Origin of the sequence: Rhodoplanes roseus (assembly GCF_003258865.1) — a bacterium.
Lineage (GTDB): Bacteria > Pseudomonadota > Alphaproteobacteria > Rhizobiales > Xanthobacteraceae > Rhodoplanes > Rhodoplanes roseus.
In genome coordinates this window covers 5916-19229 of record NZ_NPEX01000106.1, presented here as the reverse complement: position 1 = coordinate 19229, position 13314 = coordinate 5916, and the positions used below count along the sequence as shown (strand labels likewise).

Here is a 13314-nt window from a genome sequence, read left to right as displayed (position 1 = left end):
CGCTGCGCGCCGTCGGCTACACCAAGGACACGCCGGCGCCGCCCGGCGGCGAGATCGTGCGTGACGCGAGCGGAAACCCGACGGGCCTGCTGGTCGCCAAGCCGAACGCGACGATTCTGTATGCGACGCTGGCGAAGGGCCCCAAGCTTCCGCCCGAGTATCAGAAGAACTCGTCGCGCCACTTCATGCGCGAGGTGAACCGGCTCGGCGTGACCAGCGTCATCGACGCCGGCGGCGGCTTCCAGAATTATCCGGAGGACTATTCGATCGTCGAGGAGCTGCACCGCGACGGCCAGCTCACCGTCCGCATCGCCTACAACCTGTTCACCCAGAAGCCGAAGGAGGAGCTGAAGGACTTCTCCACCTGGGTCGGCCAGGTGAAGCCGGGCGCCGGCGACGACACGTATCGCCACAACGGCGCCGGCGAGATGCTGGTCTACACGGCGGCCGACTTCGAGGACTTCCGGGTCGAGCGACCGGACATGCCGTCCACGATGGAAGGCGACCTCGAGCCGGTGGTGCGCCTGCTCGCCGAGAACCGCTGGCCGTGGCGACTGCACGCGACCTACAACGAGACCATCACGCGTGCCCTCGACGTGTTCGAGAAGGTGAACCGCGACGTGCCGTTCAACGGGCTGCACTGGTTCATCGACCACGCGGAGACGATCGACGACCGCAACATCGACCGGATCGCCGCGCTCGGCGGCGGCATCGCGGTCCAGCACCGCATGGCCTATCAGGGCGAGGATTTCGTCGCCCGCTACGGCGAGCGTGCCGCGGAGCGCAGCCCGCCGGTGCGGCGCATGCTGGCCGCCGGCTTACCCGTAGGCGCCGGCACCGACGCCACCCGCGTCGCCTCCTACAATCCGTGGGTGTCGCTGTCCTGGCTGGTCACCGGCAAGACGCTGGGCGGCCTGTCGCTGTATCCGGCCGCCAACCGCCTCGATCGCGAGACCGCGCTGCGGCTGTGGACCGAGGCCAATACCTGGTTCTCCACCGAGCCGGGCAAGAAGGGTCAGATCGCGCCCGGCCAGCTCGCCGATGTCGCGGTTCTGTCGGACGACTTCTTCGTCGTGCCGGAGGACGGGATCCAGGACATCACCTCGGTGCTGACGCTGCTCGGCGGCAAGCCGGTGCACGGCGACAAGGAGTTCGCCGATCTCGCGCCGCCGCTGCCGCCGGCCATGCCGGACTGGTCGCCGGTGCGAAGCTACGGCGGCTATCAGATGCGGGCCGACGCGGGTGGGTCGCGCCACGCCTTCGCGGCCGAAGCCGTCACGGCCGCGGCGGCCGCCTCCTGTGGCTGCGCCACCGGTTGCGGCGTGCACGGCCATGCCCATGCGGCGGCATGGGGCGCCAATGTCCCTGCCTCCGATGCCGGCTCGTTCTGGGGCGCGCTCGGGTGCTCCTGCTGGGCGTTCTAGGGAGGCGACATGAGCGACATGGCTGCTCCTGCACCGCTGGCGCGGCTGCTCGACACGCCCGGGCTGGACTATCTGGCCCGGCTCGCGTTGGCGGCGCCGTTCCTGATCAGCGGCATCGTCAAGCTGGTCGATTTCGGCGGCGCGACCGTGGAGGTCGCCGGGCTCGGCGTCCAGCCGGCCGGACCGATCGCGGGGGTGGTGATCGCGACCCAGCTCGTCGGCTCGGCGCTGCTCCTCACGCGGCGGTGGTGCTGGATCGGCGCCGGGCTGCTGGCCGGCTTCACCGTGGCGGCGACGCTGCTGGCCCATTCGTTCTGGGCCTTCGGCGGCCCGGAGCGGGGGTACCAGGCTGCGACCTTCTTCGAGCATGTCGCCATCGTGGGCGGTCTCCTGATGGCGGCCCTCCACGCCAACCGACCGATGGCGCGATCGTGACGGAGACCCCGGAGACGGTCATGGCAGTCGATCGTTCCGGAGCTGGTGCCGCGCGGCGAGCTGAAGTCCGCTGTGGCGCTCGGCTCGCTCGGCTTCAACATCTCGCGCGCCATCGGGCCGGCGCTCGGCGGCGTCGCGCTCGCCGCGTTCGGCGCCTCCGTCACCTACGGACTCGACGTGGCCAGCTACGTGCTGGTGATCGCCGACTTCTCTGGTGGAAGCGCGACGTCGCCGAGACCGACGATCTGCGCGAGAATTTCGGCGGCGCGCTGCGGGCCGGCCTGCGCTATGCGCGCTCCAGCCGCGACATCAAGCGGGTGCTGTGGCGCACCGTGCTGTTCGTCGTCTTCGCCAGCGCCGTGTGGCGTTGCTGCCGCTGGTCGCGCGCCAGGAGCTCGGCGGCACGCCCGGCTTCTACGGCCTGATACTGGGCAGCGTCGGCGCCGGCGCGATCGTCGGCGCGCTGCTGCTGCCGCGGCTGCGGGCGCGCATCGGCCAGGATCGGCTGGTGCTCGGGGCGTCGCTGGTGCCGGCGGCCGCCATCGCGAAGCCCGGCGGTTCCATCGCGGCGACGGCGACCCGGAGGTCCGCGACTATCTGTCGATCGATCCGCGGGCGGCACTCCGGGCCGCACCGGGTGGCGCGCCCCTCGCATGACGGCGGCGCCACGTGGTCAGATGCACAGCGTGGTCGCGGGGATCGCCAGCCCGGTCCACACGGTCGCGATCAGCGCCACCACGGTCAGCGCGGTGGCCGCCGTCGTCACGAAGGGCGGTGACCGGCCGGCTTGGCGGACCGCCCGCGAATAAGCGAGCAGCCATCCGAGAGCTGCGACGTGGACGAGCCAGATCAGCAGCAGCCCGAGCCTGAGTGCGCTCGTTCCGGCGAGCGTGATCCGGTCCCACCCGAATGCACATCCCACCGACAGGCCGCCATAGAGCCACACAAAGGCGGAGCTCCACACGACGAAGCCGGCGACCAGCAGCAGGAGCGCTCGCGGCGGGGTGATCCGGGCGGCCTGTGTCATGTCATGACGACCGGAAGCCCATGGACGAGCAGGAGCGACACCGCTCCGATCGCAGCCGTCGCAGCGTGCCACATCGCCCCGATGCGGAGATCGAGGCTGCGGGCCGGGGACACGAAGCCGGCGCGGCTGCGCCAGACGCCATACAGGGCGAACACGATCCCGAGGGCGGCATGAAAGGCCGCGTAGAGGAGAACCATCATGGTCGCCGCCGGGTAGGCGTGACGGGTCGGATCGGGCACCTCCAGCATCGTCGTGCCGAGCCCGGCGAGAGCCGCGACATGCGCCGCCGCGACGCCGATCAGGACACGATCGCGCAGGCGAGGAACGGCGATGACGGCGGGGCGAACCGAGATGCGTCCGACGAGGGCGGCTCCGACGAACCCGACCACGGCGACGACGGTCGCGGCCGGGTCGACCGCCAGCAGCGCCGGCGGCGGCCAGTTCGGCGCCACCACCCACAGGAACACGAGCCCGAAAGCCAGCGATGCGAACGCGGTGGCGTCGGCCGCGAGGGTCAGCGCCATGGCCCACAGGGCCGGAGGGGCCATCGCTTCGGTATGCGGCGCCGCGGATTCGCCACGGCCGATCGGCATCGCGCCGCGATCCTGCAAGTCGCCGGTCGTCCGTGTCCACAGCAGGAACATGGCGAGCGTCGCCGCTGCGCCCACCAGCGCCGGCACGTAGAGCTTGAACAGGACCGACACGAAGAACACCCCGGTCGCGATCGCGGTGATCAGCGGCAGAAGGGTCCGGTTCGGCAACCTCACCACCTGCTCGATCTGCCCCGTGACGAGGCCGACCGCGAGCGTCTCCATCCGTCCGTCACGGACGAACGGGAGATAGCCGCGGCCGGCGGCGAGGTGCGCCGGGAGCTGTGGCTCGGTCGCCAGCGGCGCTCGTGACGAGACTGCCGGGAGGCTGGCGAAATTGTAGCTCGGCGCCGGGACGGCCATGGCCCATTCGAGCGTCTCGGCCCGCCACGGGTTGCGGCGTGTGCGCCGGCCGTAGCGCCACTGCATCAGCACGTCGATCGCGAACAGGGCGAAGCCGATCGCCATCAGGAAGCTGCCGAAGGACGAGATCAGGTTCAGCCATTCCCAGCCCGTCTCGGTGCCGTAGGTGTAGACGCGACGCGGCATGCCGACGAGGCCGGTCCAGTGCATCACCAGGAACGTGAGGTTGAAGCCCGCGAAGATCAGCCAGAACACCGTCACGCCGAAGCCGTGCCGCGTGGACCGTCCGGTGAAATGCGGCAGCCAATAGTAGGCTGCCGCCATCATCGGGAAGACGAACCCGCCGACCAGCACGTAATGCAGATGCGCGACGACGAAATGGGTGTCGTGGACCTGCCAGTCGAACGGCACGATGGCCAGCATGACACCGGTCAGGCCGCCCGCCACGAACACGAAGAAGAAGCCGAGAAGAAACAGCATCGGCACCGTGAGGCGCGGCCGCCCGGCCGCCAGCGTGCCGAGCCAGGCGAAAATCTGAACGGCGGTCGGCACCGCCACGGCCGTGCTGGCGGAGGAGAAGAAGGCGAGCGCGAGGTGAGGGATGCCGACCGTGAACATGTGGTGCACCCACAGCCCGAAGCTCAGGAAGGCGAGCGCCACGATGCTGACGACGATCCAGGTGTAGCCGATGATCTCGCGGCCGGCGAAGACGGGCAGGATGGTCGTGACCATTCCGGCCGCCGGCAGGAAGATGATGTAGACCTCGGGATGGCCGAACAGCCAGAACAGATGCTGCCACAGCAGCGGATCGCCCCCGCGCGTCGGATCGAAGAACGGGAGGCCGAAGGCTCGCTCAACCTCGAGCAGGATCGAGCCGACGATCAGGGGCGGGAAGCCGAACAGCATCATGAAGGCCGTGACGAGCAGATACCAGGCGAGCAGCGGCATCTTGTCGAGCGACATGCCCGGCGCGCGCAGCTTGAGCACCGTGACGATGATCTCGACGGCGGCGGAGAGCGCGGAGATCTCCACGAAGGTCACGCCGATGAGCCACAGGTCGGCATTGATTCCGGGCGTGTAGGTCTTCGAGGAGAGCGGCGTGTACATGAACCAGCCGCCGTCCGGCGCGACGCCGAGAGCGAGGCCGACGACCAGGATCGAGCCGCCGAACAGGTAGCACCAGTAGCCGTAGGCGCTCATCCGCGGAAACGCCATGTCCCGCGCGCCCAGGAGCTTCGGCAGCAGATAGAAAGCCAGGCCCTCGAACATCGGGATGGCGAACAGGAACATCATCACGGTGCCGTGCATCGTGAAGATCTGATTGTAGATCTCGGGACCCAGAAAGGCGCTGCGCGGCGTCGCGAGCTGGGTCCGGATCAGCATCGCCAGCAGGCCGCCGATCGCGAAGAACACGAACGCCGTGACGATGAAGCGGCGGCCCACGATGGTGTGGTTCACGGAGGCCAGGCGGCCGAGGCCGGGCGGCGTGCCCCACACCGCCTCGAGCTGCTTGTGCAGCGCCACGGCGCTCGCCGGCGCGCTCGGCTGATCCGACATCTGCTGCATTCCGGCGCTCACCGTGTGTTCCGCCCCAGCCGGCGCAGGCGGTCCTCGTACGCGTCGGCGGCATGCGCTTCGACCGTGAACCCCATATGCGCATGAGCGGTGCCGCAGAACTCGGCGCAGACGCCGTGGAACACGCCCGGCCGATCGGCAGCCAGCCGCACCACCGTCACGTGGCCCGGAATGGCGTCGATCTTGCCGGCGAGCCGCGGCACCCAGAAGCTGTGAATCACGTCGGCGCTGGTCACGTGCACGTCCACGGGCCGGCCGACCGGGATGTGCAGCACGTTGGTGGAGACGGCCGGCGTCGCGTCCGGGTACACGAAGTCCCACTGCCACTGACGTGCCGTCACGTCGACCCGCACGATCCCCGGAACGCCCGGTCGTGCGAGCAGGCGCTCGCCTGCCCACAATCCGGCGAGCAGAAGCGGCGTCAGCACGACGGCGGGGAGGACCAGCCCGCCGCCCGCCAGCCACACGCGGGGCGAGGTGGTCCGGCCCGCGCCCGGCCGGAGAAACGCCCAGGCGAGCAGCGCCATCACGATAGTCAGCAGGACGATGCCGCCGCTCATCATGGCCCACCACAGGCCGGCGATCGTCGCCGCTGCGGGCCCGGCCGGATCGAGGGTCGAGAGCGGCCCGTCGCAACCGGCGAGCCCCGCTGCGGCGGCTGCGACGACGACGGGCCTGAACCCGGCCGGGCTGCGGCGCATTGAGACGGAACGAGGTGCGCCATGACCAGCCCGATCATCCAAGAGCTCGACCAGCACGACACCAGCTCGCTCGTGGCGGTGGCGGGCCATCCGATTCACGCCATGCTGGTCACCTTCCCGATCGCGCTGGTGACCGCGACGCTCGGCTGCGACCTCTTCTACTGGTGGTGGGGCGACCCGTTCTGGCACCGTGCCGGCGTGTGGGCGAGCGGCTTCGCATTCTGGCTCGGCATTCTGGCCAGCATGGCCGGCACGGCCGAGCTCCTGCTGGTCAAGGGCATCCGCAAGCGCGCGGCGAGCTGGATCCATGCGATCGCCGGCGTGACGCTGGTCTCGATCGCCGGGGCCAATTGGGGTCTGCGCCTCGCCCATCCCGACGCGGTGCTGCCGCTCGGGCTGCTGGTGTCGGTCCTCGGCATGGTGTTCGTGGGTCTCGCCGGCTGGCACGGCGGAAAGCTCGTGTTCGATCACGGCATCGGCCTCATGGTCTCCGGCCGGGATTGATCTCCGGAGGACGTCCAGGCGCTCAGGGGTGTCGCGCCGAGGCGCGCCTGCAGGCCACCCGGCTGGCGCATCCAGGCGGGGACGCCGGCGAGATCGATCGCCGGCTTCGCCAGAACCAGCAGCAGGATCGCCGTGATGGCGGCGACCGTCGCGCCGGTCGAGAGCGCCTGTCGCCATCCGGCGTAGCGTCGGCCGGGCTCGAACAGCCCGATCACCACGTATCCGGCCCGGATGTGGAGGCCGACCAGGACGCCGACCGCGACGAGCTTGAGCATCATCCAGGCCGTGAACGCCTCCTGGGCGAAGAGCAGCACGGTCCCGGCCACCACGGCGACGAAGCCAGCCGGCGAGGTCACCCGGATGAACATGCGGCGCGTCAGGCGGTGAAGATCGTTCAGCGCGTCGCGGGTGACGGCCCGGCTTCGCTGCGCGTAGAGGCTCGGCAGCATCAACAATCCCGCACACCAGACGGTCAGCGCGAGAATGTGTACGACCTTCAGCCACGCGATCATCGGACCCGGTCGTCGACGGGAGCGCCTTGGAGAAGGCGACGACCCAGCACGGCCATCAGCACGACGTGGAGCAGACCGGAGCCGGTTAGGCCGGCCAGCAGCGCCGGATCGGCATTCCAGCGGTCGAGCCAACGGGACGGGACGGGTGCCGTCCCACAATGAGCCTCGATCATCCGGCCCTCCGGTTTCGCCCGACATTAATTTCCGAGGAGCCGATGCCCCTGAACACGGCGGCCCACGGGATCAGCGGCGGCACTTCCATCGGGGCAGGGTGCTCCTCTCGGTGGTCGAGGAGTAACGCCCGAGGAACCGAACCGTGCCACCCGGGCGGGCGTCATAAGGTCACAGAATTCAGCGGCGGATCGCCTGCGCCGCCTGCAGTGCTTCGGGGTCGCAGACGAGCCCAAGAACCATCCCGGGGCGCGTATTCGGGCCCATGCCCCGGCAAATCGCTTCTCTCCCGTCGGTCCGCTGATCTATCCTGCATGACGGCGCGACAGGAGATCGGCATGAGGCCCTCGTTCGACGTGCTCTGGCTCCAAGCCGGGGGGTGCGGCGGCTGCACCATGGCGATGCTGGACCGCAGCGCCGGGCTGTTCGGCGAGCTGCGGTCGCTCGGAATCCAGCTGCTCTGGCATCCCTCCTTCAGCGAGCAGTCCGGCGACGAGGTTCGCGACATCTTCGAGGCCGTCGCGGCCGGTCGCCGGCCGCTGGATGCCCTGGTGGTCGAAGGGGCGGTGCTGCGCGGGCCGCAGGGAACCGGCCTCGCCCAGCGGGTCGCCGGGATGGGCCGCACCATGCTGGATCTGGTCCAGTCGCTGGCGCCGCGGGCGAATTACTGCGTCGCGGCCGGAAGCTGCGCCGCCTATGGCGGCGTCTCGGCCGGCCTTCCCGATCCGGTGGAGGCGACCGGGCTGCAGTTCGAGAAGGACACGGCCGGCGGTCTGCTCGGGCGCGACTTCCGCTCGCGGAAAGGGCTGCCGGTCGTCAACATCGCCGGCTGCGCGCCGCATCCGGGCTGGATCGTCGAGACCCTGACCGCGCTGGCCGCCGGGGTCCTGCGGGCCGACCAGCTCGACGGCTTCGGCCGGCCGCGGTTCTTCGCCGACCATCTCGCCCATCACGGCTGCAGCCGCAACGAGTTCTACGAGTACAAGGCGAGCGCCGTCGCCACCGGCGAGCGCGGCTGCCTGATGGAGCATCTCGGCTGCAAGGCGACCCAGTCGGTCGGTGACTGCAACCAGCGGACCTGGAACGGCGGCGGCGCCTGTACCCACGCCGGCTATGCCTGCATCGCCTGCACGTCGCCCGGCTTCGAGGACGCGCGCGGCTTCACCACGACACCGAAGGTCGCGGGCATTCCGGTCGGCCTGCCGCTCGACATGCCCAAGGCGTGGTTCATCGCCCTCGCCGCGCTGTCGAAATCGGCGACGCCCCGGCGCGTGCGCGACAATGCCACGGCCGACCACGTGGCGGTGCCGCCACGCCGCAACGCGCCCGGCGACGGGACTGCGGGATGACGCGTCTCGTCGTCGGACCGTTCAACCGGGTGGAAGGCGATCTCGAGGTCACGCTCGACGTCGCCGACGGCGTCGTGGCTGCGGCCCGGGTGTCGGCGCCGATGTTCCGCGGCTTCGAGCGCATCCTGGTCGGCCGTCCGCCCGGCGACGCCTTGGCGATCGTGCCGCGCATCTGCGGCATCTGCTCGGTGTCGCAGTCGATGGCGGCGGTCGCCGCGCTGCGCGCCGTGGCCGGTGTCGTGCCTCCGCCGAACGGCGCGCTCGCCGCCGACCTGTCGCACGCCGCCGAGAACATCGCCGACCACCTCACCCACTTCTATCTGTTCTTCATGCCGGACTTCTGCCGCGACGAGTACGCCAGCGAGCCCTGGTTCGACGACGTTGCGGCGCGCTTCAAGGCGATCGAGGGCTCGGCCGCCGGCGAGCTCCTCCCGGCCCGCGCCCAGCTCCTGCATGTGCTCGGCATCATTGCCGGCAAATGGCCGCACTCGCTCGCCTTCCGGTCCGGCGGCACGACCCGTGGGCTCGATCTCGGCGAGACGATGCGGCTGATCGCTGCCGTGGCGCAGCTCCGTGGATTCCTCGAGCGGGTGCTGTTCGCGGCGCCGCTGGAGGAGGTCGCCGCGCTGTCCGACCGGGCCGCCCTCGACGCCTTCGCCGAGGCGCCGCGGACGCGAAACGGCGATTTCGCCTTGTTCCTGCGGCTCGCCCGCGACCTTCGGCTCGATCGTCTCGGCCGCGGGACGACGGGGCTGATGAGCTACGGCGCATATCGGGGCGCCGGCGAGGCCTTGTTCCGGGGAGGCCTGTACGATCCGACGACCGGCGGCACCGGGGAGATCGCGCCCGAGCGCATCGCCGAGGACGTGACCTCGACCTGGCTCGCCGACGGGCCAGTGCATCCGGCGGAGGCCGACACACATCCCGCCGTCCACAAGCCCGAGGCGTATGGTTGGGCCAAGGCTCCGCGGCTCGACGGGCGACCGGTCGAGGTCGGCGCCCTGGCCCGGCAGGTCGTCGACGGGGCGCCGCTCGCCCGGGCGCTCGTCGCCGACGGCGGCTCGAACGTCGCAGCCCGCGTCGTCGCCCGGCTGTTCGAGGTCGCCCGCGTGGCCCTCGCGATGGAGACCTGGGCGCGCGGTCTGGAGATCGGCCGGCCGTTCTGCATCCCCGATCTCCCGAGTCCGGACGGCGCTGCCGCCGGCCTGGTCGAGGCGGCCCGCGGAAGCCTCGGCCACTGGGTGACGATCCGGAACGGCGAGACGGCGCGCTACCAGATCATCGCGCCGACCACCTGGAATTTTTCCCCGCGCGACGCTCGAGGCGTCCCGGGGCCACTGGAGCAGGCGTTGGTCGGCACGCCGGTGGGGGAGCGTGGCGCCCGGGCCGCGGCGATCCAGCACGTCGTGCGCTCGTTCGATCCCTGCATGGTGTGCACGGCGCACTGACGGGCCTGGCGCGAACGTCGCGGCGCCCGACTGGCAAGCGGACTTTCGGTGCTGGTAAGCAGCTATCCAGATTCGGCCGGAGCACGACTAGCCCGTCGTCGCCGCCACTTTGTTTAGAACGTTCTATTATCAGAGCTTATCTGAAATCACCGATGCTCCCGGACGGCTGGCCCGGTTCTTGCGGTTCCTCTGATCGAGCAGTGCCCGATCAACGGGCCTCGCATTCGGGGGAAACGGCCGATGGACGCTCCACGCGAGACGTTCTACGACGTGATCCGTCGCCAGGGGATCACGCGACGCAGCTTCGTCAAGTTCTGCAGCCTCACGGCGGCGAGCCTGGGCCTCGGCGCCAACGGCGCCGCCACGGTGGCGCACGCGCTGGAGACCAAGCCACGCATCCCGGTGATCTGGATGCACGGGCTCGAATGCACCTGCTGCTCCGAGAGCTTCATCAGATCCGCGCATCCGCTGGTAAAGGACGTCGTCCTGTCGATGATCTCGCTCGACTATGACGACACCATCATGGCGGCGGCCGGCCACCAGGCCGACGCGATCCTGCAGGAGACGCGGCAGAAGTACAAAGGCCAGTACATCCTCGCCGTCGAAGGCAATCCGCCGCTCAACGAGAACGGCATGTACTGCATCGACGGCGGCCGGCCCTTCGTCGAGAAGCTGACCGAGATGGCGGCCGACGCCATGGCCGTGATCGCCTGGGGCGCCTGCGCCTCCTGGGGCTGCGTGCAGGCGGCGAAGCCCAATCCCACCCAGGCCGTGCCGATCGACAAGGTGATCCGTGACAAGCCGATCATCAAGGTGCCGGGCTGCCCGCCGATCGCCGAGGTGATGACCGGCGTGGTCGGTTACGTGGTGACCTTCGGCCGGCTGCCGGAGCTCGACCGCCAGGGCCGGCCGAAGATGTTCTATTCCCAGCGCATCCACGACAAGTGCTACCGCCGGCCGCATTTCGACGCCGGCCAGTTCGTCGAGGCGTGGGACGACGAGGGCGCCCGCCAGGGCCACTGCCTGTACAAGATGGGCTGCAAGGGCCCGACCACCTACAACGCCTGCTCGACGACACGGTGGAACGGTGGCGTCTCGTTCCCGATCCAGTCGGGTCACGGCTGCATCGGCTGCTCGGAGGACGCCTTCTGGGACAAGGGCTCCTTCTACGACCGGCTGACCAACATCAGCGCCTTCGGGATCGAGGCCAATGCCGATCAGATCGGCATGGTGGCGGCCGGAACCGTGGCGGCCGGGCTCGCCGTGCATGCGGGGGTGACGGCGGTGCGCCGTCTCACCGACAAGTCCGGCCCGCACGGCCATTGAACAGGGGGCGACCATGACGATCCAGACCCCGAACGGCTTCACGCTCGACAACTCCGGCAAGCGCGTCGTCGTCGACCCAGTGACCCGCATCGAAGGGCATCTGCGCGTCGAGGTGAATCTCGACAAGGACAATGTGATCCGCAATGCGGTGTCGACCGGCACCATGTGGCGCGGCATCGAGGTGATTCTCCGGGGCCGCGATCCGCGCGACGCCTGGGCGTTCACCGAACGGATCTGCGGCGTGTGCACCGGCACGCACGCCTTGACCTCGGTGCGGGCCGTCGAGAACGCGCTGAAGATCGCGATTCCCGAGAACGCCAACATCATCCGCAATCTCATGCAGCTGACGCTGCAGGTGCACGATCATCTCGTGCACTTCTATCACCTGCATGCGCTCGATTGGGTCGACGTCGTTTCGGCCCTCAAGGCCGATCCGAAAGCGACCTCGGCGCTCGCCCAGTCGATCTCGCCGTGGCCACTGTCGTCGCCCGGCTACTTCAAGGACCTGCAGATCCGGCTGACCAAGTTCGTCGAGTCGGGCCAGCTCGGGCCGTTCAAGAACGGCTATTGGGGCCACCCGGCCTACAAGCTGCCACCCGAGGCGAACCTCATGGCGGTCGCGCACTATCTCGAGGCGCTCGACTTCCAGAAGGAGATCGTAAAGATCCACACGGTCTACGGCGGCAAGAACCCTCATCCGAACTGGCTGGTCGGCGGTGTTCCCTGCGCCATCAACATCGACGGCACCGGCGCGGTCGGCGCCATCAACATCGAGCGGCTCAATCTCGTCTCGTCGATCATCGACCAGTCGATCGCCTTCGTCGAGCAGGTCTACATCCCGGACCTGATCGCGATCGCCGGCTTCTACAAGGACTGGCTCTATGGCGGCGGGCTGTCGTCGACCTCGGTGATGTCCTACGGCGACATCCCGGAATACGCCAACGACTACTCCGACAAGAGCCTGCAGCTGCCGCGCGGCGTGATCCTCAACGGCAATCTCAAGGAGATCCATCCGATCGACCTCGAGGCGCCGGACCAGGTGCAGGAGTTCGTCACCCACTCCTGGTACAAGTACCCGGACGAAGCGCGCGGCCTGCACCCCTACGACGGTGTCACCGAGCCGAACTTCAAGCTCGGTCCCGCGACCAAGGGGACCAAGACCGACATCGAGGCGCTCGACGAATCGGCCAAGTACTCGTTCATCAAGGCGCCGCGCTGGAAGGGCAACGCCGTCGAGGTCGGGCCGCTCGCCCGCTACATCATCGGCTACGCCCAGGGCAAAGCGGAGTTCAAGGAGCCCACCGACAAGCTCCTCGCCGCGCTCGGCGTGCCGGTGACGGCGCTGTTCTCGACGCTGGGCCGCACGGCGGCGCGCGGCCTCGAATGCCAGTGGGCGGCGCAGAAGCTGCGCTACTATCAGGACAAGCTCGTCGCCAACATCAAGGCCGGCGATCTCGCGACCGCCAACACCGACAAGTGGCTGCCGTCGAGCTGGCCCAAGGAGGCGAAGGGGGTCGGCTTCACCGAGGCGCCGCGCGGCGCCCTGGCGCACTGGATCAAGATCAAGGACACCAAGATCGACAACTACCAGTGTGTCGTTCCGACCACCTGGAACGGCAGCCCGCGCGATCCCCAGGGCAATATCGGCGCCTTCGAGGCGGCGCTGATGAACACCCCGATGGCCGATCCGAACCAGCCGCTGGAGATCATCCGGACGCTGCATTCGTTCGACCCGTGCCTCGCCTGCTCGACGCACGTGATGAGCCCGGACGGCCAGGAGATGGCCACCGTCACGGTGCGGTGAGGGCTTCCAGCGGTCGTCGGGCTCGGACGACCGCCGCGGCTCGATCCGCCTCACCCTGAGGAGCCCGCGTAGCGGGCGTCTCGAA

11 protein-coding genes and 1 pseudogene are annotated in these 13314 nt (G+C 69.4%); 8 read left to right on the top strand and 4 right to left on the bottom strand.

Features of this window, described 5'->3' with window-relative positions:
* The 3 genes and pseudogenes from CH341_RS16190 to CH341_RS16180 form a co-directional block, all read left to right on the top strand.
* Positions 1 to 1424 (top strand): amidohydrolase family protein (locus CH341_RS16190; RefSeq protein ID WP_111420043.1); only part of this gene is annotated, 1424 nt, incomplete at its 5' end.
* A gap of 9 nt (positions 1425 to 1433) precedes the next feature.
* The gene (locus CH341_RS16185; RefSeq protein ID WP_111420042.1) at positions 1434 to 1859 is read left to right on the top strand and encodes a DoxX family protein; all 426 of its coding nucleotides are present in this window, start codon (positions 1434 to 1436) and stop codon (positions 1857 to 1859) included.
* An 18-nt stretch (positions 1860 to 1877) separates the two neighbouring features.
* Positions 1878 to 2403: pseudogene (locus CH341_RS16180) on the top strand (MFS transporter); the annotation flags it as partial.
* Between the two features lie 129 nt (positions 2404 to 2532).
* Here the strand turns inward: CH341_RS16180 and CH341_RS16175 are convergent.
* The 3 genes from CH341_RS16175 to coxB are packed head-to-tail and all read right to left on the bottom strand — an operon-like array spanning position 2533 to position 6115.
* Positions 2533 to 2886 carry a hypothetical protein gene (locus CH341_RS16175; RefSeq protein WP_111420041.1) on the bottom strand — a complete coding sequence of 118 codons (354 nt, stop codon included), beginning with the start codon at positions 2884 to 2886 and terminating at the stop codon, positions 2533 to 2535.
* On the bottom strand, positions 2883 to 5396 hold the full coding sequence (gene ctaD, locus CH341_RS16170; protein WP_425376187.1) for a cytochrome c oxidase subunit I: 2514 nt from the start codon (positions 5394 to 5396) through the stop codon (positions 2883 to 2885). Before ctaD ends, CH341_RS16175 begins: the two co-directional genes overlap by 4 nt.
* A gap of 17 nt (positions 5397 to 5413) precedes the next feature.
* Positions 5414 to 6115, bottom strand: coding sequence for a cytochrome c oxidase subunit II (gene coxB, locus CH341_RS16165; RefSeq protein ID WP_111420039.1), 702 nt, complete (start codon positions 6113 to 6115; stop codon positions 5414 to 5416).
* 21 nt (positions 6116 to 6136) lie between these two features.
* On the opposite strand from coxB, the gene CH341_RS16160 reads away from it, so the two are divergent.
* Positions 6137 to 6619: a DUF2231 domain-containing protein gene (locus CH341_RS16160; protein WP_111420038.1), complete on the top strand. Its 483-nt coding sequence runs from the start codon at positions 6137 to 6139 to the stop codon at positions 6617 to 6619.
* On the opposite strand, the gene CH341_RS16155 is transcribed toward CH341_RS16160, so the two are convergent.
* Complete coding sequence (locus CH341_RS16155; RefSeq protein WP_111420037.1) at positions 6583 to 7131, bottom strand: CopD family protein; 549 nt, start codon at positions 7129 to 7131, stop codon at positions 6583 to 6585. The two genes, CH341_RS16160 and CH341_RS16155, sit on opposite strands and share 37 nt — an antisense overlap.
* Before the next feature lie 509 nt (positions 7132 to 7640).
* Between CH341_RS16155 and CH341_RS16150 the strand changes: the two genes are divergently transcribed.
* The 4 genes from CH341_RS16150 (at position 7641) to CH341_RS16135 (ending at position 13229) form a co-directional block, all read left to right on the top strand.
* Entirely contained in the window at positions 7641 to 8651 is a 1011-nt protein-coding gene (locus CH341_RS16150; RefSeq protein WP_111420045.1) for an NADH-quinone oxidoreductase subunit B family protein, read from the top strand.
* A complete protein-coding gene (locus tag CH341_RS16145) occupies positions 8648 to 10099 on the top strand; it encodes a nickel-dependent hydrogenase large subunit (protein WP_111420036.1) in 1452 nt (483 codons plus the stop codon). Before CH341_RS16150 ends, CH341_RS16145 begins: the two co-directional genes overlap by 4 nt.
* A gap of 240 nt (positions 10100 to 10339) precedes the next feature.
* Positions 10340 to 11425: a hydrogenase small subunit gene (locus CH341_RS16140; RefSeq protein WP_111420035.1), complete on the top strand. Its 1086-nt coding sequence runs from the start codon at positions 10340 to 10342 to the stop codon at positions 11423 to 11425.
* A 13-nt stretch (positions 11426 to 11438) separates the two neighbouring features.
* The gene (locus tag CH341_RS16135; protein WP_111420034.1) at positions 11439 to 13229 is read left to right on the top strand and encodes a nickel-dependent hydrogenase large subunit; all 1791 of its coding nucleotides are present in this window, start codon (positions 11439 to 11441) and stop codon (positions 13227 to 13229) included.
* Positions 13230 to 13314 lie beyond the last annotated feature (85 nt).